The organism is Mesorhizobium sp. M0088, from assembly GCF_040322895.1.
In the GTDB taxonomy this organism is placed as follows: Bacteria; Pseudomonadota; Alphaproteobacteria; order Rhizobiales; family Rhizobiaceae; genus Mesorhizobium.
Genome location: NZ_JAMYUI010000012.1, coordinates 105,147 through 123,470, shown reverse-complemented (window position 1 = coordinate 123,470; position 18,324 = coordinate 105,147). Strand labels below are relative to the sequence as shown.

Annotated in this window: 21 protein-coding genes; 12 read left to right on the top strand and 9 right to left on the bottom strand. The window is 63.2% G+C overall.

The annotated features are described in order from the left end of the window. Window positions 1-22: 22 nt before the first annotated feature. From NKJ67_RS16270 to NKJ67_RS16260, 3 genes are all read right to left on the bottom strand, one after another. Window positions 23-526: an invasion associated locus B family protein gene (locus tag NKJ67_RS16270; RefSeq protein ID WP_127268363.1), complete on the bottom strand. Its 504-nt coding sequence runs from the start codon at window positions 524-526 to the stop codon at window positions 23-25. Window positions 527-795: 269 nt separating this feature from the next. Then, window positions 796-1,158, bottom strand: a complete 363-nt coding sequence (locus NKJ67_RS16265; RefSeq protein WP_128307367.1) for a YkvA family protein — start codon at window positions 1,156-1,158, stop codon at window positions 796-798. Window positions 1,159-1,281: 123 nt separating this feature from the next. After that, window positions 1,282-1,578 carry a 4a-hydroxytetrahydrobiopterin dehydratase gene (locus NKJ67_RS16260; protein WP_023811314.1) on the bottom strand — a complete coding sequence of 99 codons (297 nt, stop codon included), beginning with the start codon at window positions 1,576-1,578 and terminating at the stop codon, window positions 1,282-1,284. A gap of 50 nt (window positions 1,579-1,628) precedes the next feature. Between NKJ67_RS16260 and NKJ67_RS16255 the strand changes: the two genes are divergently transcribed. Then, window positions 1,629-2,147, top strand: coding sequence for a low molecular weight protein-tyrosine-phosphatase (locus NKJ67_RS16255; protein ID WP_256747776.1), 519 nt, complete (start codon window positions 1,629-1,631; stop codon window positions 2,145-2,147). Here the strand turns inward: NKJ67_RS16255 and thpR are convergent. Beyond that, window positions 2,051-2,647: an RNA 2',3'-cyclic phosphodiesterase gene (thpR, locus tag NKJ67_RS16250; RefSeq protein ID WP_127268359.1), complete on the bottom strand. Its 597-nt coding sequence runs from the start codon at window positions 2,645-2,647 to the stop codon at window positions 2,051-2,053. The genes NKJ67_RS16255 and thpR overlap by 97 nt on opposite strands. A gap of 125 nt (window positions 2,648-2,772) precedes the next feature. Then, complete coding sequence (locus NKJ67_RS16245) at window positions 2,773-3,417, bottom strand: arylesterase (protein WP_127268358.1); 645 nt, start codon at window positions 3,415-3,417, stop codon at window positions 2,773-2,775. A gap of 85 nt (window positions 3,418-3,502) precedes the next feature. Between NKJ67_RS16245 and NKJ67_RS16240 the strand changes: the two genes are divergently transcribed. The 4 genes from NKJ67_RS16240 to NKJ67_RS16225 all read left to right on the top strand — a co-directional run bounded on the left by NKJ67_RS16240 (window position 3,503) and on the right by NKJ67_RS16225 (window position 8,434). Continuing rightward, window positions 3,503-4,198 (top strand): ABC transporter ATP-binding protein, encoded by a 696-nt coding sequence (locus NKJ67_RS16240; protein ID WP_127296344.1) that lies wholly within the window; start codon window positions 3,503-3,505, stop codon window positions 4,196-4,198. Further along, window positions 4,198-6,747, top strand: coding sequence for an ABC transporter permease (locus tag NKJ67_RS16235; RefSeq protein ID WP_352581936.1), 2,550 nt, complete (start codon window positions 4,198-4,200; stop codon window positions 6,745-6,747). Before NKJ67_RS16240 ends, NKJ67_RS16235 begins: the two co-directional genes overlap by 1 nt. Window positions 6,748-6,975: 228 nt before the next feature. Further along, on the top strand, window positions 6,976-7,755 hold the full coding sequence (locus NKJ67_RS16230; protein WP_127271172.1) for a Bax inhibitor-1/YccA family protein: 780 nt from the start codon (window positions 6,976-6,978) through the stop codon (window positions 7,753-7,755). 106 nt (window positions 7,756-7,861) lie between these two features. Beyond that, window positions 7,862-8,434 (top strand): GNAT family N-acetyltransferase, encoded by a 573-nt coding sequence (locus tag NKJ67_RS16225; protein WP_352581935.1) that lies wholly within the window; start codon window positions 7,862-7,864, stop codon window positions 8,432-8,434. Window positions 8,435-8,556: 122 nt separating this feature from the next. On the opposite strand, the gene NKJ67_RS16220 is transcribed toward NKJ67_RS16225, so the two are convergent. Then, on the bottom strand, window positions 8,557-8,943 hold the full coding sequence (locus NKJ67_RS16220; protein ID WP_023811306.1) for a DUF2794 domain-containing protein: 387 nt from the start codon (window positions 8,941-8,943) through the stop codon (window positions 8,557-8,559). Window positions 8,944-9,549: 606 nt separating this feature from the next. Beyond that, complete coding sequence (locus tag NKJ67_RS16215) at window positions 9,550-10,350, bottom strand: DUF1223 domain-containing protein (protein ID WP_352581934.1); 801 nt, start codon at window positions 10,348-10,350, stop codon at window positions 9,550-9,552. Between the two features lie 172 nt (window positions 10,351-10,522). Between NKJ67_RS16215 and NKJ67_RS16210 the strand changes: the two genes are divergently transcribed. Beyond that, window positions 10,523-11,200, top strand: a complete 678-nt coding sequence (locus NKJ67_RS16210) for a ceramidase domain-containing protein (protein WP_256747778.1) — start codon at window positions 10,523-10,525, stop codon at window positions 11,198-11,200. Between the two features lie 42 nt (window positions 11,201-11,242). Here NKJ67_RS16210 and acnA read toward each other — a convergent pair whose 3' ends face one another. Then, entirely contained in the window at window positions 11,243-13,933 is a 2,691-nt protein-coding gene (acnA, locus tag NKJ67_RS16205) for an aconitate hydratase AcnA (protein WP_127273510.1), read from the bottom strand. 280 nt (window positions 13,934-14,213) lie between these two features. Here acnA and ccmA point away from each other — a divergent pair, with 280 nt between their 5' ends. The 5 genes from ccmA to NKJ67_RS16180 all read left to right on the top strand — a co-directional run bounded on the left by ccmA (window position 14,214) and on the right by NKJ67_RS16180 (window position 16,754). Next, the gene (gene ccmA / locus NKJ67_RS16200) at window positions 14,214-14,837 is read left to right on the top strand and encodes a heme ABC exporter ATP-binding protein CcmA (RefSeq protein WP_352581933.1); all 624 of its coding nucleotides are present in this window, start codon (window positions 14,214-14,216) and stop codon (window positions 14,835-14,837) included. 25 nt (window positions 14,838-14,862) lie between these two features. Further along, window positions 14,863-15,528, top strand: a complete 666-nt coding sequence (ccmB, locus tag NKJ67_RS16195) for a heme exporter protein CcmB (protein WP_127330149.1) — start codon at window positions 14,863-14,865, stop codon at window positions 15,526-15,528. After that, the gene (locus tag NKJ67_RS16190) at window positions 15,528-15,905 is read left to right on the top strand and encodes an Imm50 family immunity protein (RefSeq protein WP_292458583.1); all 378 of its coding nucleotides are present in this window, start codon (window positions 15,528-15,530) and stop codon (window positions 15,903-15,905) included. The genes ccmB and NKJ67_RS16190 overlap by 1 nt, the downstream gene beginning before the upstream one ends. A gap of 106 nt (window positions 15,906-16,011) precedes the next feature. Then, entirely contained in the window at window positions 16,012-16,179 is a 168-nt protein-coding gene (gene ccmD / locus NKJ67_RS16185; RefSeq protein WP_127268184.1) for a heme exporter protein CcmD, read from the top strand. Then, the gene (locus NKJ67_RS16180; RefSeq protein ID WP_127320938.1) at window positions 16,176-16,754 is read left to right on the top strand and encodes a DsbE family thiol:disulfide interchange protein; all 579 of its coding nucleotides are present in this window, start codon (window positions 16,176-16,178) and stop codon (window positions 16,752-16,754) included. Before ccmD ends, NKJ67_RS16180 begins: the two co-directional genes overlap by 4 nt. A gap of 157 nt (window positions 16,755-16,911) precedes the next feature. Here the strand turns inward: NKJ67_RS16180 and NKJ67_RS16175 are convergent, their stop codons facing one another. After that, window positions 16,912-17,079 carry a hypothetical protein gene (locus tag NKJ67_RS16175; RefSeq protein ID WP_013528833.1) on the bottom strand — a complete coding sequence of 56 codons (168 nt, stop codon included), beginning with the start codon at window positions 17,077-17,079 and terminating at the stop codon, window positions 16,912-16,914. A 261-nt stretch (window positions 17,080-17,340) separates the two neighbouring features. On the opposite strand from NKJ67_RS16175, the gene NKJ67_RS16170 reads away from it, so the two are divergent. Next, the gene (locus NKJ67_RS16170; RefSeq protein ID WP_352581932.1) at window positions 17,341-18,261 is read left to right on the top strand and encodes an SMP-30/gluconolactonase/LRE family protein; all 921 of its coding nucleotides are present in this window, start codon (window positions 17,341-17,343) and stop codon (window positions 18,259-18,261) included. Window positions 18,262-18,324: the final 63 nt, after the last annotated feature.

Below are 18,324 nucleotides of genomic sequence, written 5' to 3'. Positions count from 1 at the left end.
AGTGCGTGCCTGCACTCCTTGCCTATTTGCACTTGGCAATCGACGTCAGCGCCGCCGAAATACCTTTCAGCGAGAAGACATAGGAGGTGGGATTGCCGCGGCCGGACTTCGCCGTCACCTTCATGTCGGTGCCGGTCTTCATGGCGGCGATCAGCACCGGCTCCTCGGCGGCATTCTCGACCCAGGCCGATTTTCCGCGGGTGAACATCGAAAACGTCTTCTTGTCGATGGTCACGGTGGCCTTGGAGCCGTCCTGGAAGTTGTAGCCGGCAATGAATTGCGGCTCGTAGGACACTTGCTGGCCGGGCCGCTGGCTGACGAAGAAGAACATGTCGCCATGATCGAGCGTAGGCGGCTGCTTGTCGGTCGGCACGGTCAGGACATAGCAGACCTTGCCGCCCGATGCCTGGTAACTGTAGGTGCCCCAGGCATTGTGCTGGCCGATCTTGGTCGCCGACTGCGCCAGCGCCGGCGCTGCCACGGCCACCAGGACCAGGCTCGAAACTAGTGCAATTAATCCGCGCATCGCTTTTCCCGTATTCCAAATGGTGCGGAGGCAGGCCGGCTTGGCGTCCTGCCCGTCGCTTCATTTTGATTTAATCTGGGTTACCAAACGGTGAATTTCCGAAGAGAAAAGGATCCTTACCCGAGGAAACCGCCGCCATTCCCGCGCCGCCGCCTTGCGAGCGGCTGGCGCGACATCCCTTTGGCGACTTGGAGGCCACGAAAGCGGCAAGAGTTTGACTTTTTACGCTGCCGCAGAAAGCCGGCTTCAACGGCGTTCCGTGCGTGAGTTCAGCCCTTGTCGGCCATGGCGTCCCTGGCGGCTTGCCGGTGCGCAGTGGTGATGTGGGCACTGACGGCGGTGATCGCGGCGGTGAGCACGGCGATGTCGTCGGTGAAGCCAAGCCCGAAGACGAAGTCGGGGATGACATCCACCGGCAGCACGAAATAACCGAGCGCCGCGAGCAGAATGCCTTTGGCGCGCAGCGGGGTGTTCTTGTCCATGGCGCAGTAGTAGGCGGCCACGACCTCTTCCATGTAGGGGATCTGCCGCGCGGCCTTCTTGGCTGTGCGCCAGAATTTCTCGCGCACTTCGCTCTCGTTTGCCAGCTTGCCGCCAAAGCCGAAGAAATCAAAACCGGATTGTTGCGCCATCAGTGTCTCCTTGCGAGCGCCCATGCGCATCCGGCGCATGCCCGCGGGGGAAAATGTGGTGAAACCCGACCCCGGCTACAAGATGCCGGTGCCGATTTGGGCTTGTCGAGGCGATACCAGGCCTCAGGCGCCGGCAAAACGGTTCATTTTCTTGGCCAGATCGATATCGAGCGCGGTGACGCCGCCGGCGTCGTGAGTGTTCAGCGTCACATCGACGGTCTTGTAGACATTCGACCAGTCGGGATGATGGTCCATCGTCTCGGCGGCAAGCGCGACGCGGGTCATGAAGGCGAAAGCCTCGGAGAAATTCGCGAAGGTGAATGTGCGCTTGATGGAAGCGCCGTCTTCCGCCAGCGCCCAGCCGTCAAGACCGGTCAATGCGGCTTCAGCGGCTTGCCTGCCCAGTTTCTCTCTCGCCATGTCCATATCCTGTGATATTCGAAAACGACCCTTACCATAGCGACGGATCGATGAGCGCGAAGCCCATAAACTCCATTCTCTTCGTCTGCCTCGGCAATATCTGCCGGTCGCCGCTGGCGGAAGGTGTCTTCCGCGCGGTTTGGGCCGAGCGCGGGTCGGCCCGGGATATCCTGCTCGATTCAGCGGGAACCAGTGACTGGGAGGCCGGCTCTGCCCCCGATCGACGCGCGATCGCGGTCGCGGTGCGGCACGGCGTTGACATTTCCGGGCAAAGGGCGCGCAAGGTCACGCCGCAGGACCTCCACCGTTTCGACCTGATCCTCGGCATGGACCGGTCGAATGTCGCCGACCTGAAGGCGCTGGCGCCGGCAGCCGTGCAGGACCGCATCCATCTGTTCCTGGAGTTCGCGCAGGGAAAGGCACGCGACGTGCCGGATCCTTATCATGACGAGGCAGAAGCCTTCGCTTCCGCCTATCGCATGATCCGCGAGGCGTCGGAGGCGCTGGCGACAAGGCTGGACGCGCGGGCGTCCGTGCCTGACAGCGGCCAGGCTTCCTCGACGATGTAGGGTCCACCGCCGACCGAATCGCGCGACGACATCAGCACGAAACGGCCGACGCGGAACGGCAGCGTCGAGAAATTGCCGCGCGCCGACAGATATTGGGCGACGTCCAGCGGGGTCGAATTGCGTAAGCGTGCCAGCGTGACATGCGGCATGAACTTGCGGGGATCGGCCGGGATGCCGAGCCGCTGGCAGATGCGGTCGATCTCGCCCTGAAGGGCGGCCAGACCGGGCGAGGCGGAAGCGCCTGCCCACACCGCATGTGGCTTCTTCTGGCCGAAAGCGCCGACGCCGGACAGCGCCAGCGAGAAGGAAGGGCGGTGGACGCGGTCGAGCGCGTTGGCGATCTCGTCGGCGACATGGCCGGGGACATCGCCGATGAAGCGCAGCGTCAGATGGTAGTTTTCGACATCGATCCAGCGGGCTCCCGGCAAGCCGCCCCGCAGCAGGGACAGCGAAAGGGCAGCGTCACGCGGAATTTCGAGGGCGGTGAAAAGACGCGGCATGAAGAGCCTCCCTTCCTCGAATCGAACTGTCATCCCCAACGAATCATCGATAGTCAAACGGAGCAAGAGGTTTGTTGGTCACAGTCCCTGTTAAAAGCCCCCTGCGCGGAAACAGTTCCAATCCGCTAGGAATCGCCCGGCACTGCCGCGATCACCTTCTCGACCGTCGGCAGGATGCGTTCGACTATCTGGTCGACGCCTTCAACGCTCGGATGCAGGCCGTCCTCGAGTTGCATGCCGGGCTGGCCGGCGACGCCGTCGAGAAAGAACGGGTAGAGTACGACGTCGTATTTCTTCGCCAGGTCCGGAAAAATGGCGTCGAACGCATTCTGGTAGTCGGGGCCAAGATTGGGTGCGGCACGCATGCCGGCCAGAAGCACGGCAATCTTGCGCTGCTTCAGCTTGCTCAGCATCTCGTCGAGGTTCTTCCTGGTGATGTCGGGCGAAACGCCGCGCAGCATGTCGTTGGCGCCGAGTTCGAGGATGACCAGTTGCGTGCCGTCGGGCACCGACCAGTCGAGCCGCGCCAGGCCACCGCTCGTCGTGTCGCCGGAAACGCCGGCATTGGCGACGCTCACATCATGGCCTTTGGCGCGAAGGGCAGCTTGCAGCCTGTCGGTAAAGCCCTGGTCAGGCCCAAGGCCATAGCCCGCCGTCAGGCTGTCGCCGAAGCCGACGATTTTGAACGGCTCGGCACGCGCTGACGGCATGGCGCCGCAAATGGCGAGGAAAACCATGAGGCCTGCGGCAATACTGCGTTTGAAAGACATGCGGCAGGCCCCATATGAGCTAGGAATTCTTCAGTCGACGGCTTCCGGCAAGCAGAGCCTTCCCAGATTATAGGACGATTTCATTTTGACAGAAGCCGTCATCGCGCTGAAAGATGTATCCCTGACCCTTGGCGAGGGCGCTTCATCGGTCCATGTGCTGAAGGGTGTCAGCCTTGATGTGGCGACCGGGGAGGCGACCGGCATCGTCGGGCCTTCGGGCTCCGGCAAGTCGACATTGCTGATGGTCCTGGCAGGCCTGGAAAGGGTCGATTCGGGTACGGTCCGAATCGCTGGTGAGTTGCTCAACGGCAAAAGCGAGGACCAGATTGCTTCGTTTCGTGGCCGAAACATTGGCATCGTGTTCCAGTCCTTCCATCTCATTCCCAACATGACGGCGCTCGAAAATGTCGCGGTGCCGCTGGAGCTGGCCGGCCATGCCGATCCGTTTTCGGTGGCGGCGCGCGAGCTGGAGGCGGTTGGCCTCAGCGACCGCGTCACCCACTATCCCGGCGAATTGTCGGGTGGCGAGCAGCAGCGCGTGGCGATCGCCCGCGCATTGGCGCCGTCGCCGCGCATCTTGATCGCCGACGAGCCGACCGGCAATCTCGACCAGGCGACCGGGCGGCAGGTCGCCGACCTCCTGTTTGCCAAGGCGGCCGAGCGCGGCATGACGCTGGTGCTGGTGACCCATGATCCGGCGCTCGCGGCACGCTGTTCGCGCCAGGTATCGATGCGCTCGGGCCGGATCGAGGCGCCGGCTCCTGTCAAGGTGACGGCCTGATGCCGCTGTCCCGGACGTTGAGGCTCGCGGTCCGCTTCTCGTTGCGCGAGATGCGCGGCGGCCTGTCCGGCTTCCTGATCTTTCTCGCCTGCATCGCGCTCGGCGTCGCGGCCATCGGCGGCGTCAACTCGGTGGCGCGTTCGATCACCGCCGGTGTCGCCAATCAGGGCCAGACGCTGCTGGGCGGCGACCTTCGCTTCGAGATCAACCAGCGTGACGCCAGCCAGGCGGAGCGCAGCTTCCTTGACGGGCTCGGCACAGTTTCCCGGACCGCCAGCATGCGTTCGATGGCGCGTCTGGCCGACGGATCCGACCAGGCGCTGGTCGAGGCCAAGGCGGTCGACCATGCCTATCCTCTCTATGGCACGCTGGAGACCGAGCCGGCACTGTCGAAACAGGAACTGTTCGGCGAAGAGTTCGGCGTCTTCGGTGCGGCGGCACCCGACCTTCTGTTCGAGCGGCTGCACGTCAAGATCGGCGACCGGCTGAAGCTCGGCACCGCCACTTTCGAACTGCGCGCCAGGCTTGTCGCCGAACCGGACGCCGTGTCCGACGGTTTCGGCTTCGCGCCAAGGCTGATGATCTCGACGGACGGGCTGGCGGCCACTGGACTGATCCAGCCGGGCAGCCTGGTCGAGAATGCCTACAAGATCCGCCTACCGGCAGACGCCGACGAGGCGCGACTGAAGGGCGTCCAGGACCAGGCGGCCACGGATTTCCCCGAAGCAGGCTGGTCGATCCGCACACGCAGCAACGCGGCGCCCGCGCTGTCGTCGAACATTGAACGTTTCTCTCAGTTTCTGACCCTGGTCGGGCTGACGGCGCTGGTGGTCGGCGGTGTGGGCGTCGCCAATGCGGTGCGCGCCTATCTCGACGGCAAGCGCGGCGTGATCGCCACCTTCAAGAGCCTGGGCGCTTCGGGCGGCTTCGTCTTTGCCGTCTATCTGGTGCAGATCCTGATCATTGCCGCATTGGGTATCGTGCTGGGCCTTGTGCTCGGCGCGCTGATGCCGTTCGCAGCGAGTGCGGCCTTGCAATCCGTCATTCCGGTGCCGGCCGCAGGCGGCTTCTATCCCGGCGCGCTCGGCATGGCGGCGCTGTTCGGCCTGCTGGTGACGTTGGCTTTCGCGCTGCTGCCGCTCGGCCGCGCCCGCGACGTGCCGGCAACCGCGCTGTTTCGAGAGATGGGGCTGGAAGGCCGCGGCTTGCCGCGCCCCGCCTATGTCGCGGCGGTCATAGGCATCGCGCTGTTGCTGGCGGCGCTGGCCATTCTGTTTTCCGGCGACCAGCGCATCGCCTCGATCTTTGTCGGCGCTACCGTCTTCGCCTTCCTGGTGCTGCGCGTGGTCGGCGCACTGGTGCAATGGGCGGCCAGGAAAAGCCCGCGCGTGCGCTTCGTGGCGCTCAGGCTCGCCATCGGCAACATCCATCGGCCAGGCGCCCTGACGCCATCGGTGGTGCTGTCCTTGGGGCTCGGCCTGACGCTGCTGGTGACCCTGGCGCTGATCGACGGCAATCTCAGGCGGCAGATCTCCGGCAGCCTGCCGGAACGGGCGCCGAACTTCTTCTTCGTCGACATCCAGAGCGCCGATGTCGCGTCTTTCTCGGCGCTGATCGGCAAGGAGGCGCCGCAGGGCGTGCTGGCCAAGGTGCCGATGCTGCGCGGCCGGGTGATGGCGCTGAACGGTATCGATGTCGACAAGGTGAAGGTGCCGGCGGAAGGCGCCTGGGTGCTGAGGGGCGACCGCGGCCTGACCTATGACACCAGGCAGCCGCAGAACGCGACGTTGACCGAGGGCAGTTGGTGGCCCGAAGATTACAGCGGCGAGCCGCTGGTTTCGTTTTCGGCGCAAGAAGGCAAGGAGATCGGGCTGAAGCTCGGCGATACCATCACCGTCAACGTGCTCGGACGCAATGTCACCGCCAGGATCGCCAATTTCCGCCAGGTCGAGTGGGAGACGATGGGCATCAATTTCGTCATGGTGTTCTCGCCCAACACATTCGCGGGCGCCCCGCATGGCTGGATGGCGACGCTGACCGAAAAGAGTACCTCGACGGCCGACGACGTCCGCATCCTCAACGCCGTCACCCGCGCCTTCCCGGCGGTGACGACGGTGCGGGTCAAGGACGCGCTCAATGTCGTCAACCGGCTGGTCGGACAGCTCGGCTCGGCGATCCGAGCCGCGGCCGGCGTGGCGCTGATCGCTTCGGTGCTGGTGCTGGCCGGCGCGCTCGCCGCCGGCAACCGGGCGCGCATCCATGATGCGGTGGTGCTGAAGACGCTGGGGGCGACACGCACGACGCTGATATCGGCCTTCTCGCTCGAATACATGCTGATCGGACTGGCCACCGCCATCTTCGCGCTGGCGGCGGGCAGTGCGGCGGCCTGGTTCGTCGTCGCGCGCATCATGACATTGCCGTCGCATTTCATGCCCGAGGTGGCAGTGGCGACCATTCTGTTTTCGCTGGTGATCACGGTCGGCATTGGTCTGGCCGGCACCTGGCGGGTGCTCGGCCACAAGGCAGCACCGGTGCTGCGCAATTTGTGACGACAGGCCCGGAAATGGGCATCCTGGATTAAATCTTGGTAAGAAAGCCCTCCGAAAAGCCGAGGAATCGGCACTTCGCCCTCTCACGAACCGTTACATCCGGTTACGGACTTGTTCTTGACGCGAATAACCATCATATTTCGCCACAGGCATGCTGGAGCCCTGCCAGCGGCGCCTGGGTCCGGAAGGACCTGACACCCGACGGGGCAGAAGCAATAGAGGACTACAATGGCTGATCCCATTCGCAACTACCAGACGCGCGCCGTGCCCGGCGTCAGCGTCGGTGCCGACATCGATCAGGGCCTGCGCGCCTATATGATCAGGGTCTACAATCTGATGGGGCTTGGCCTCCTCATCACTGGTCTTGCCGCGATCGGCACGATCATGCTGGCCACCACCACCGATCCGGCTTCGGCTGTCGCGACGCTGCCAAGCGGCGAGATGCTGACCTCCTTCGGCTACGCGATCTTCGGCTCGCCGCTGCGCTGGGTGGTGATGCTGGCGCCGCTGGCTGCCGTGCTGTTCCTGTCGTTCCGCGTTCAGTCGATGAGCGTTTCGGCGGCGCAGACGACGTTCTGGGTCTATGCTGGTCTCGTCGGCCTGTCGCTGTCTTCGATCTTCCTGGTCTACACCACGGCCAGCATCTCACAGACCTTCTTCGCCACGGCCGCCGCCTTCGGTGCGCTGTCGCTGTTCGGCTACACCACCAAGCGCGACCTGACGGCGATGGGCTCGTTCCTGATCATGGGCGTGTTCGGCATCATCATCGCGTCGGTGATCAATATCTTCCTGCAGTCGTCGGCGCTGTCCTTTGCCGTGTCGGCGATCGGCGTGCTGGTCTTCGCGGGCCTGACCGCCTATGACACGCAGAAGATCAAGGAGATGTATTTCGAGGGCGACACTTCCGACGTCGCCGGCCGCAAGGCGATCATGGGCGCTCTGACGCTCTATCTCGACTTCATCAACCTGTTCATGTTCCTGCTGCAGTTCATGGGCGACCGCCGCTAAAGCGGCATTGCACCATCAACTTCCGGAAGGGCGGCCCAACGGCCGCCCTTTTCTTTTGTCTTGGCCCTTGCTGTTATTGCGAGCAGAGAAACGGCATGCATAAACAATGAGCAATATTGCGATCCGGCCCGCCACGGTGGCCGACCTCGACAGCGTCACGGACATCTATGCCGATGCGGTGACCCAAGGCACGGCGAGCTATGAGCTGGAGCCGCCGAGCCGTGCGGAGATGGGTGTTCGATTCGACAGCCTGACGGCCGGCGGCTTTCCTTACCTGGTGGCGGAGAAGGACGGCACCGTTCTCGGCTACGCCTATGCCGGCGCCTTCCGGCCACGCCCGGCCTATCGCTTCATCGTCGAGGATTCGGTCTATGTCGCGCCCGAGGCCAAGGGCCAGGGCGTCGGGCTCAAGCTGATGCAAAGCCTGATCGAGGCAGTGACGACGGCGGGCTTTCGCCAGATCATCGCGGTGATCGGCGATGGCCGTCCCGACAGCGCCTCGGTGCGGTTGCACGAAAAGCTCGGCTTTCGCCATTCGGGACGCCTTGAAGGTTCCGGCTACAAGCATGGGCGCTGGCTGGACACGGTGTTCATGCAGCTGTCGCTGAATGGCGGTGCGACGCTGCCGCCGGATCCCGAATCGCTGCCGGAGCGGAAGTTTCGCCTTGGAGGGGATTGAAGAAGGAACTGAAGAATTGGGGAACTGGAGAACTGGAGAACTGGAGAAGAAGGCGGTCACATCAGGTGTAGAGTGCCCTTTTCATCAATTCTTCAATTCTCCAGTTTCTTCAATTCCGTAGCTCAAGCCTCTACAACCTTGAGCTTGCTGTCGAACACACCAAGCACGCGGCCGAGTTCCTGGCCGCGCTTCAGGATGCGGCCGCCGGCGGCGATGACGGCAAAAGCGCCCTGCTTGCGGGCCAGTTTCGGATCCTTGACGATCTGGAACAGCGGCACTTCGCTGGTGCGGCGGAATACGGAAAACACAGCGCGGTCCGCAAGATGGTCGATGGCGTAGTCGCGCCATTCATTGGCGGCGACCATGCGGCCGTAGAGCCTGAGGATCTGGTCCAACTCGCGGCGGTCGAACCGCACCGGCTGATCGAGACGTTCGCGTCGCGCCTCGTGCAGCGGGATCAATATCGCGGATGCGTCCCCATCCCCCGTCCCGCCGCTGTCATCGGTCATGCCTCGATCCTTCAAAATGAATCTTTGCCAACCAAAGTTGGCGTGTTCGCGACTGAATTGCAAGCCCAGCGAACCGAGCCCCGCGCCGCGCTGTTTCCGTTACGTCCAGTCACTTTTATGAAACGCCGTGTTGGAATTGGTGATGTTCCGCCACATTTCTGCCTTTTTTTATCCGCGCTCATGCCCCAATGTCCGACGAATTTACCGGTGTTGCCTGAGACGGTTCGGTCCGGCACCGGCTCGTAAACCCCAAGCCCCCCGCCCACGGGTCTGCGTCGGATCGAACCAACCTCGGTTCTTCTTCGGAAGAATCGGGTGCGACGATCCCAAAACCTAAATGACCGACGTCAGAAGCAAGCTGACGTCGGTTTTTTATTGGGTGAGAAGCGGTTCGCGCAGCGAACGAAAAGCCAATTGCTTGGCTTTTCGAGCTTCGAACGCCCTGAGCCTGCGAAGGGCCGGGCGTGGTTAGTCGATCCACCCTGCCGGGTCCGCGCTGCTTCGCAGCGTCCCGGCGTTCGCCGGCCTTCATCGTGCCACCGGCACGATGAATTCGCCTTCGACGAACCGGCTGCTCGCCCCACAAGGGGAGAAGGAAAGAAGGCCTTAAGGCTTGTGGATGAACGCGGCGCCGAGAATGGGACCGGGCATGCCGTCCTTGCCGACCGACTGCAGCAGCACGGCGCAGCCGCCCTTTTTGGCAATCTCGCTCATCGGCAGTTCGTAGCGTTGTGCCTTGCCATGCCACATGCCGGCGGTCTGTATCCCGGTGACGGCGTTCCAGTAGGTCATCTTGCGGCCGGTGTTCTCGCCCTCGCCGACCTTGACCGTCTGCGGCGGGTCGAAATAGACGATGACGACATGGGCGTCGCTGGGGCCGTTGCCGGCATCGCCGGCGTCGATCGTCACACGGTCGCTGGTGCGGCTGACCTTGACGGCGACGCCCATGCCTTCGCCGCTCTTGGCCATGCGGGCGAGCGCGCCATCGACCTCGCCGCGGCTGGCGCCGTTGACGTGGACACGGCCATTGATAACGGCCTGCGGCGTGTAGACGGAGCGGCTGCCGAAGGCGCGCATGTAGTCGTATTGCCGCTCGGTGTTCTCCTTGCGGCCCAGCGTATCCTGCCAGCCGAGATAGTCCCAATAGTCGACGTGATAGGCGAGCGCGACGATATCTTCCTTGGCGGCAAGTTCGGAGAACAGCGTATCGGCCGGCGGGCAGGAACTGCAGCCCTGGCTGGTGAACAGTTCGACCACGCCCAATGGCCTGTCGATCTGGGGCCTGTCGATCTGGACCCGGTCGGCATGGGCGCGATCAGATTCGCCGGCATGCCCGGCGCCGGCAGACGCCGAGAAGGCCAGCGCAAGAGCTGCCAGCCACAATGATTTTCGCGAGGCCATGGCCATTCCGATTCCCGCCGGTGGTGCCGGCTTTATCTTGATTGCTAAAATATGTGGCAGAACCGGAAGTCAACGGGAAGTCACGTTGCGGTGAAATTTTGCCATTGCAGCCGACCGCAACCCCGCAATAGGAAGGATCTGCGCTTCAGGATAGAAACCGATTCGGGCGACAATCACGATGTGGCAAACGTTTTTGGCGCCAGTCGACCTCTATTGCGAGCGGACCGGCCCGGAATTCTGGTCCGAACCGGTAAACGCCCTGACCAACCTCGCCTTCATCGCCGCCGGCCTGTGGGGCGTGCGCGAGGTGCGAAGGCTGGGCACCGGCGCCTTCGCCGAGGTGCTGGCCTGGTGGGTGGTGGCGATCGGCATCGGCTCGACGATCTTCCACACCTTTGCCACCAAGGGCACGGTCTGGGCCGACGTGCTGCCGATCGCCGGCTTCACGCTGGCCTACACGCTGTTCAATCTGCGTCGCTTCCTCGGCATGCGATGGGGCAAAGCCATCGCCATCTTCATCGCCTTCTATGTGATTGCCGGGGCGATAACCCTTGCCGTGCCTGACTGGCTGCGCCAGGCGTCGAACGGTACGACGGGCTATCTGCCGCCGTTCCTGGCGCTCGCCTTCTTCGGTGTCTGGGTGACGGTGAGCGGCAATCGCGCCGGCTGGTATAATCTGGCGGGATCGGCGATCTTCGTCGTGTCCGTCATCTGCCGGATGATCGACCCGGTGATCTGCGGCAGCTTTCCGCTCGGAACGCACTTCCTCTGGCACATCCTCAACGGCGTGATGCTCGGCGTGCTTTTGGCGGCAGCGGCGCGGTTTGGGAAGCCTAAGGTAGGCAGTAGGCAGTAGGCAGTAGGGGTCTCTATTCCCTACTGCCTAGTCCCCTATTCCCTAAGCTGCAAGATCGCGCAGCACGTATTGCAGGATGCCGCCGTTCTTGAAGTAATCGAGCTCATCCAGCGTATCGATGCGGCAGATGATCGGCACGTTCTTCACCGTGCCGTCGCCATAGGTGACCTTGGCGATCATCGTCTGGCGCGGTTTGATGGTGCTCAAGCCGTCGATCTCGACCAGCTCGTCTCCCTTGAGGTTGAGCGATGCCCATGAGGTGCCTTCCTCGAAGACGAAGGGAATGACGCCCATGCCGACCAGGTTCGAGCGATGGATGCGCTCGAAGGACTGGGCGATGACCGCGCGGACACCAAGGAGATTGGTTCCCTTGGCCGCCCAGTCGCGCGACGAGCCGTTGCCGTATTCGACGCCGGCGAAGACAACCAGCGGCACGCCTTCCCTTTTGTATTCCATCGCCGCGTCGTAGATCGATTCCTCTTCCTTGGACGGGTAGTGGATGGTGTAGCCGCCCTCGCGGCCATTCTCGCCCAGCATGTGGTTGCGGATACGGATGTTGGCGAAGGTGCCGCGCATCATCACCTCGTGGTTGCCGCGCCGCGTGCCGTACTGGTTGAAGTCGGCGACGCCGACGCCGTGGTCGGTGAGGTATTTGCCGGCCGGCGAGGCCGCCTTGATCGATCCGGCCGGCGAAATGTGGTCGGTGGTGATCTTGTCGCCGAACAGGCCGAGCACGCGGGCGCCCTTGATATCGCCGATCTTGCCGAAACCTGACGTCATGCCGGCGAAATAGGGCGGGTTCTGCACATAGGTCGAGTTGTCGTCCCACGCATAGGTCTGGCCTTCCGGCGCCTTGACGTTCTGCCAGTACTCGTCGCCTTTGAAGACATCGGCATATTTGCGGGCGAACAGCTCGCGGGTGACGTTCTTCTCGATGAACTCCTGGATTTCGGCCGAGCTCGGCCAGATATCCTTGAGGTAGACCGGCTCGCCGTTCTTGTCCTCGCCTAGCGGCTCGGTGGTCAGGTCCTTTGTGACGGTGCCGGCCAGCGCATGCGCGACGACCAGCGGCGGCGACGCCAGATAGTTGGCCTGCACGTCGGGCGAGACGCGGCCTTCGAAGTTGCGGTTGCCGGACAAGACCGCGGCAGCGATCAGGCCCTTGTCGTTGATGGTCTTCGAGATCGGCGCCGGCAGCGGCCCGGAATTGCCGATGCAGGTGGTGCAGCCGAAGCCGACCAGGTTGAAGCCGATCTGATCGAGTTCCTTCTGCAGGCCGGATTTCTCCAGATACTCGGCCACCACCTGGCTGCCCGGCGCCAGCGAGGTCTTCACCCACGGCTTCTGCTTCAAACCGAGGCGGTTGGCGTTGCGGGCCAGGAGGCCGGCGCCGATCAGCACGCTCGGGTTCGAGGTGTTGGTGCACGAAGTGATGGCGGCAATGACGACATCGCCGTGACCGAGATCATGGTCGGTGCCTTCGACTGCGTAGCGCTTGGAGATTTCGGCGGCCTTCTTGTATTCGGTCTCCATCGCCTTGGCGAAACCTTCCGGAATGCCTTCAAGGGCGACGCGGCCCTCGGGCCGCTTGGGTCCGGCCATCGACGGCACGACGGAGCCAAGTTCCAGCTCGAGCAGATCGGTGAACACCGGATCGGTCGAGCCGGTCTCACGCCACATTCCTTGAGCTTTGGCATAGGCCTCGACCAGCGCGATGCGGTCCTCGCTGCGGCCGGACATTGTGAGGTAGCGGATGGTTTCCGAGTCGACGGGGAAGAAGCCGCAGGTGGCGCCATATTCGGGCGCCATGTTGCCGATGGTGGCGCGGTCGGCCAGCGTCATGTTGGAGAGGCCCGGCCCGAAGAACTCGACGAACTTGCCGACGACGCCCTTCTTGCGCAGCATCTGGGTGACGGTGAGCACGAGGTCGGTGGCGGTGACGCCCTCTTTGAGCTTGCCGGTGAGGCGGAAGCCGATCACCTCAGGCAAAAGCATGGAGACAGGCTGGCCGAGCATGGCCGCCTCGGCCTCGATGCCGCCGACGCCCCAGCCGAGCACGCCAAGGCCATTGATCATGGTGGTGTGCGAATCGGTGCCGACGCAGGTGTCGGGATAGGCTGTCGTTTCGCCGTCCTCGGTGTTGGTCCACACCACCTGGCCGAGATATTCGAGGTTGACCTGATGGCAGATGCCGGTGCCGGGCGGCACGACGCGGAAGTTGCGGAATGCCTGCTGGCCCCATTTCAGGAATTTGTAGCGCTCCTCGTTGCGCTCATATTCCAGCTCGACATTGCGGGCGAAGGCCATCGGCGTGCCGAATTCGTCGACGATGACGGAATGGTCGATGACGAGGTCGACCGGCACCAGCGGGTTGATCTTCTGCGGATCGCCGCCGAGCGAGGCCATGGCGTCGCGCATCGCGGCAAGGTCGACCACGGCCGGAACGCCGGTGAAATCCTGCATCAGCACGCGGGCCGGGCGATAGGCGATCTCGACGCCGGCGGTGCCCTTGTCGGTCAGCCAGCCGGCCACCGCCTGGATCGATTCCTTGGTGACGGAGCGGCCGTCTTCGTTGCGCAGCAGGTTTTCCAGCAGCACCTTCATCGAATAGGGCAGCTGCGAGATGCCGGTGAGACCGTTCTTCTCGGCCTCTATGAGGTCGAAATAGGCATACTCCGCGCCGCCTGCGGTCAGCGTGCGGCGGCAATTGAAACTGTCGAGGGATTTTGACACGTGCGATCCTTGTCTGTTCAGCCTGAAAGGGAACGGACGCCGATGGCATGCAATCACGCGCAAAGGTGCGGGTACGGCCATTTCCGCTGTCCGTTCCCAAGCAACCCGAGCCGTTCAAGGCGGCGCGTGCGCTGGTTCGGCGCTAATTCTGTTCCCGTGCCGACCGCTGGCACGGATGCACCGCATATAGAGAATTTTCTGGAATAGTTCTAGACAGTTGGAAAGCAAATTTGTGCGATGCGGCAGCGGCCGCGACACATGGTTTCAGGGCAGGCGAGGAATGCGGCTGATCGCCGAAAATCTGGGCGGCGAGCGAGGCGGCGAGGCGGTGTTTTCCGGCATCGATTTTGTTCTGGAGGAGCGTCAGGCGCTCATCGTCACCGGGCCGAACGGATCGGGCAAGTCGACCTTGCTGCGGGTCATCGCCGGGCTGCTGCCGGCGGCGCAAGGCAGCGTGAGGATCGAGGGTGCCATGGAGATTGAAGACGGGGACGAAGGGTTCCCGTCTGTTGCCTCGGCCTGTCACTACCTTGGCCACCAGAACGCAATGAAGCCGGCGCTCAGCGTGGCGGAGAATTTGCGCTTCTGGCGCGACTTCAACGGCGACGGACAGCTCGGCGTCGAAGAGGCGCTGGAAACGGTCGGGCTCGGTGGCATCGGCCACCTGCCGTTCGGCTATCTATCGACCGGGCAGAGGCGGCGCGCGGCGATCGCGAAACTGCTGGTCAGCCACCGGCCATTGTGGTTGCTGGATGAGCCGACAGCAGGGCTGGACAAGGCGTCGGAGGCACGGTTTGCGGGGTTGATGGCCAAGCATTGCACGGATGGCGGGATGATTGTCGCGGCGACGCATCTGCCGCTGGGGATCGAGGGGATGGAGTTGAGGATGGGGGAAACGGGTTGATGATGGCGCGCGAGCATCTCATACCATGCTAGCCCTCTTCGCCCGCGACATCCGCCTCAACATCCGTGCCGGCGGCGGGGCGCTGACCGGGGTCATCTTCTTCCTCGCCGTCATCGCCACCATCCCGTTCGGAGTAGGGCCAGACCTGAAGCTGCTGGCCCGCATCGGACCGGCCATCCTTTGGATCGGCGCGCTGCTGTCTTGCCTGCTCGGCCTCGACCGGCTGTTCCAGGCCGACCGAGAGGACGGCTCGCTCGATCTCCTTGTGCTCGGCAATGATCGCCATATGCTGGCCGTGACGGTGCTGGTGAAATGCCTGGCGCATTGGGCGGGGAGCGTGCTGCCGCTGGTCATCGCGGCTCCTTTGCTCGGCCTGTTCATGAACATGGAGCCGCTAGGCATCGGCGCCACGGCGCTGACGCTGCTGGTCGGGACGCCGGCGATCACCTTCATCGGCGCCGCCGGTGCGGCGGTCGCGGTGGCGCTGCCGCGTGGCGGGCTGCTGATCTCGGTGCTGGTGCTGCCGCTGACCATTCCGGTGCTGATCTTCGGCGTTTCGGCAAGCTATGGAGCGACCGCCAATCCCGATCCGTTTCTGCAGCCCTTCCTCATTCTTGCCGCGCTGACCCTGTTTCTTGGCGTGCTGGGTCCGGTCTCGGCGGCGCTGGCGCTGCGCCATGGAACGGATTGATGTGGCCGCTGCGTATTGAAAATCCGATCTTTCTCCAGACCATCTACGGCAACTATCCGGATCTTTCGTCCGTCGAGGTTATTTCGGCCAAGATGGATCGCGAGGGTCCCACCATGCACCTGTCCTTTATCTCGACCATCCTTCCCTATCGGCCACCTGCCAAATGGGGCGCGTTCAACGCGGTATCCTTCGGACTTGAATTCATCGCGGTCGAGTCGGTCAGCCTGCGCAAGTTCGAGAGCCATGGCCGCAGTTCAATCAGGATGTGGGATGACGCAGGCAAAATCCTGCTCACCTGTGAGGGCGCTGTCAGACTCTCTCTGACCAGCCGGTGGATGCGTATCCATGGCATATCTGGCTATCTGCTGTCGCAGTGACGGCAATCCCAGATATCAAACCGCAAATCTGCCGCAGAAGTGGTTCATTGCGACATGCGGCCGGTACGGTTATGAAATCCGCTTTAGAAGCCTCGGAAATCGGGAAATGAGCGCACACGCCCTTTACGTGACCGCCGCCTATGGCATCACCGCCGTGGTGCTGGCCGGATTGATCGGCTGGATCCTGCTCGACCAGCGGGCGCGCAAGCGCGAACTCGCCGAACTGGAGGCATCCGGCGTGCGGCGGCGCTCCGACAAGGCCGCAAAGCCATGAGCACCGAAACGGAAACGCCGCCCCCACGCACTCGTCGCCTGTTCGTGCTGTTGCCGCTGCTGATCTTTCTCGGCCTGGCCGGACTGTTCCTGTCGCAGCTGCTGTCGGGGCGCGATGCTTCGGAAGTGCCATCGGCCCTGATCGGCCTGCCTGCGCCGCAAACCAGCCTGCCTGCGCTGGAGGGGTCAAACCTGCCGGGGCTCGATTCGAAAACCTTCGCCGGCAAGGTCACATTGGTCAACGTCTTCGCGTCGTGGTGCGCGCCATGCCGCGAAGAGCACCCGGTGCTTCTGGCGCTGTCGCAGGATAAGCGTTTCACCATGGCGGCGCTGAACTACAAGGACCGGCCGGAAAATGCACGCCGGTTCCTCGGCGATCTCGGCAATCCGTTCCAGGCGATAGGGGTCGACGAAGCGGGCCGCGCGGCGATCGACTGGGGCGTCTACGGCGTGCCGGAGACCTTCGTCATCGGCAAGGACGGCAAGATCGCCTACAAGCATGTCGGCCCGCTGACGCCCGAGACGGCGAGGGATCTCTTGCTGCCACAGATCGACAAGGCGCTGGCGGCACGTTGATATTCAGGTGATGCCGGCCTGCAAACAGCGGCTTCCTGCGCTTCCGGTGCTCACGTACTTAAGTACGCTCCGCTCCGGTTCTCGGAAACCACCGTTTTCGTCTCGGCCTGACCTGAATCTCAACGCACCTTGGCGGTGCGTCTTATCGGACTCGAGATCAGCCGTAGATCTGCTTGTGGATCTGGTAGAGCATTTCCGAGCGATCGGCGCGCATGTCGGCCAGATCGCGGCTGGAAAAGCTGTCGATTTCGGCGACAAGGCGGTTGTAGTGCTTGCGCTTGGCAATGCTGTTGCGAGCGCGGGTCATGAGACTGTCGAGGATCATAGCAAGGTTCCTTTTTTGGCGCCGCGTTTCGGCGGCGGTTTCTTCCTCCCTTGATCGATACGAAGCATGACATAGTAATGGTGCATTGCAAAAAGAAGATGTTGCAATGCACCATTGCGCTGGACGCATAGCCAGTTAATACGGCGCTAACGTCATGCGCAGAGCCGGCAAGCGATCTTTTGCATGACACTGTGCGTACCCACATTGCCTTCTGTCCCTCCGGCTGGCTTGATCCGGTGTCATTGATGCCGGGAGGAAAGCATGGCGGCCGCAGACTATTATGAAATTCTCGATCCGCGCTTCGCGCGCCTGTTTAATGGCAACGCGCAGGTCGAGAAGCTGTTCACCGGATGCCAGTGGGCGGAGGGGCCGGCCTGGTTCGCCGCCGGACGCTATGTCATCTGGTCCGACATCCCCAACAACCGCATGCTGCGTTATGACGAAACCGACGGCAATGTCAGCGTCTTCCGCGAGCCGTCCGGCAATTCGAACGGCAACAGCGTCGACCGGCAGGGCCGGCTGATCACCTGCGAGCATTCGGGCCGCCGTGTCAGCCGCACCGAGTTCGACGGCTCGGTCACCACGATCGCGTCCAAATGGAAGGGCAAGCGGCTGAATTCGCCCAACGACGCGGTGGTGAAATCCGACGGCTCGATCTGGTTCACCGATCCGAGCTACGGCATCGATACGGATTATGAGGGCGACAGGGCCGAGAGCGAAATCGGCGCCTGCCATGTCTACCGGGTCGATCCCGGCACCGGCGAGGTCGAAGCCGTCATCACCGACATGGTCCGGCCCAACGGCCTGGCTTTCTCGCTCGACGAGAGCAAGCTTTATGTCGTCGACACCGGCCGCACGCATGGCGCCCAGAATCCGGCGCATATGCGGGTGTTCAATGTCGGCAAGGGCGGCAAGAAGGTTTCGGGCGAGAAAGTCTTCGCCGACTGCACGGCCGGCCTGTTCGACGGCTTCAGGCTCGACGAGGACGGCCGCATCTGGACGAGTGCCGCCGACGGCATCCATTGCTACGATCCGGACGGCACGCTGATCGGCAAGGTCAAGGTGCCGGAAGTCACCGCCAACTGCGTGTTCGGCGGCAACAAGCTGAATTGCCTCTACATCGCCGGCACCACGTCGCTCTACATGGTGCGGCTCATGGTCAACGGCGCCAAGACATACTGAGACTGGAGCACTGGCTGAGACTGGAGCACTGGCGGCCGTTCGACGGTTTCATCGAAGCGGGTC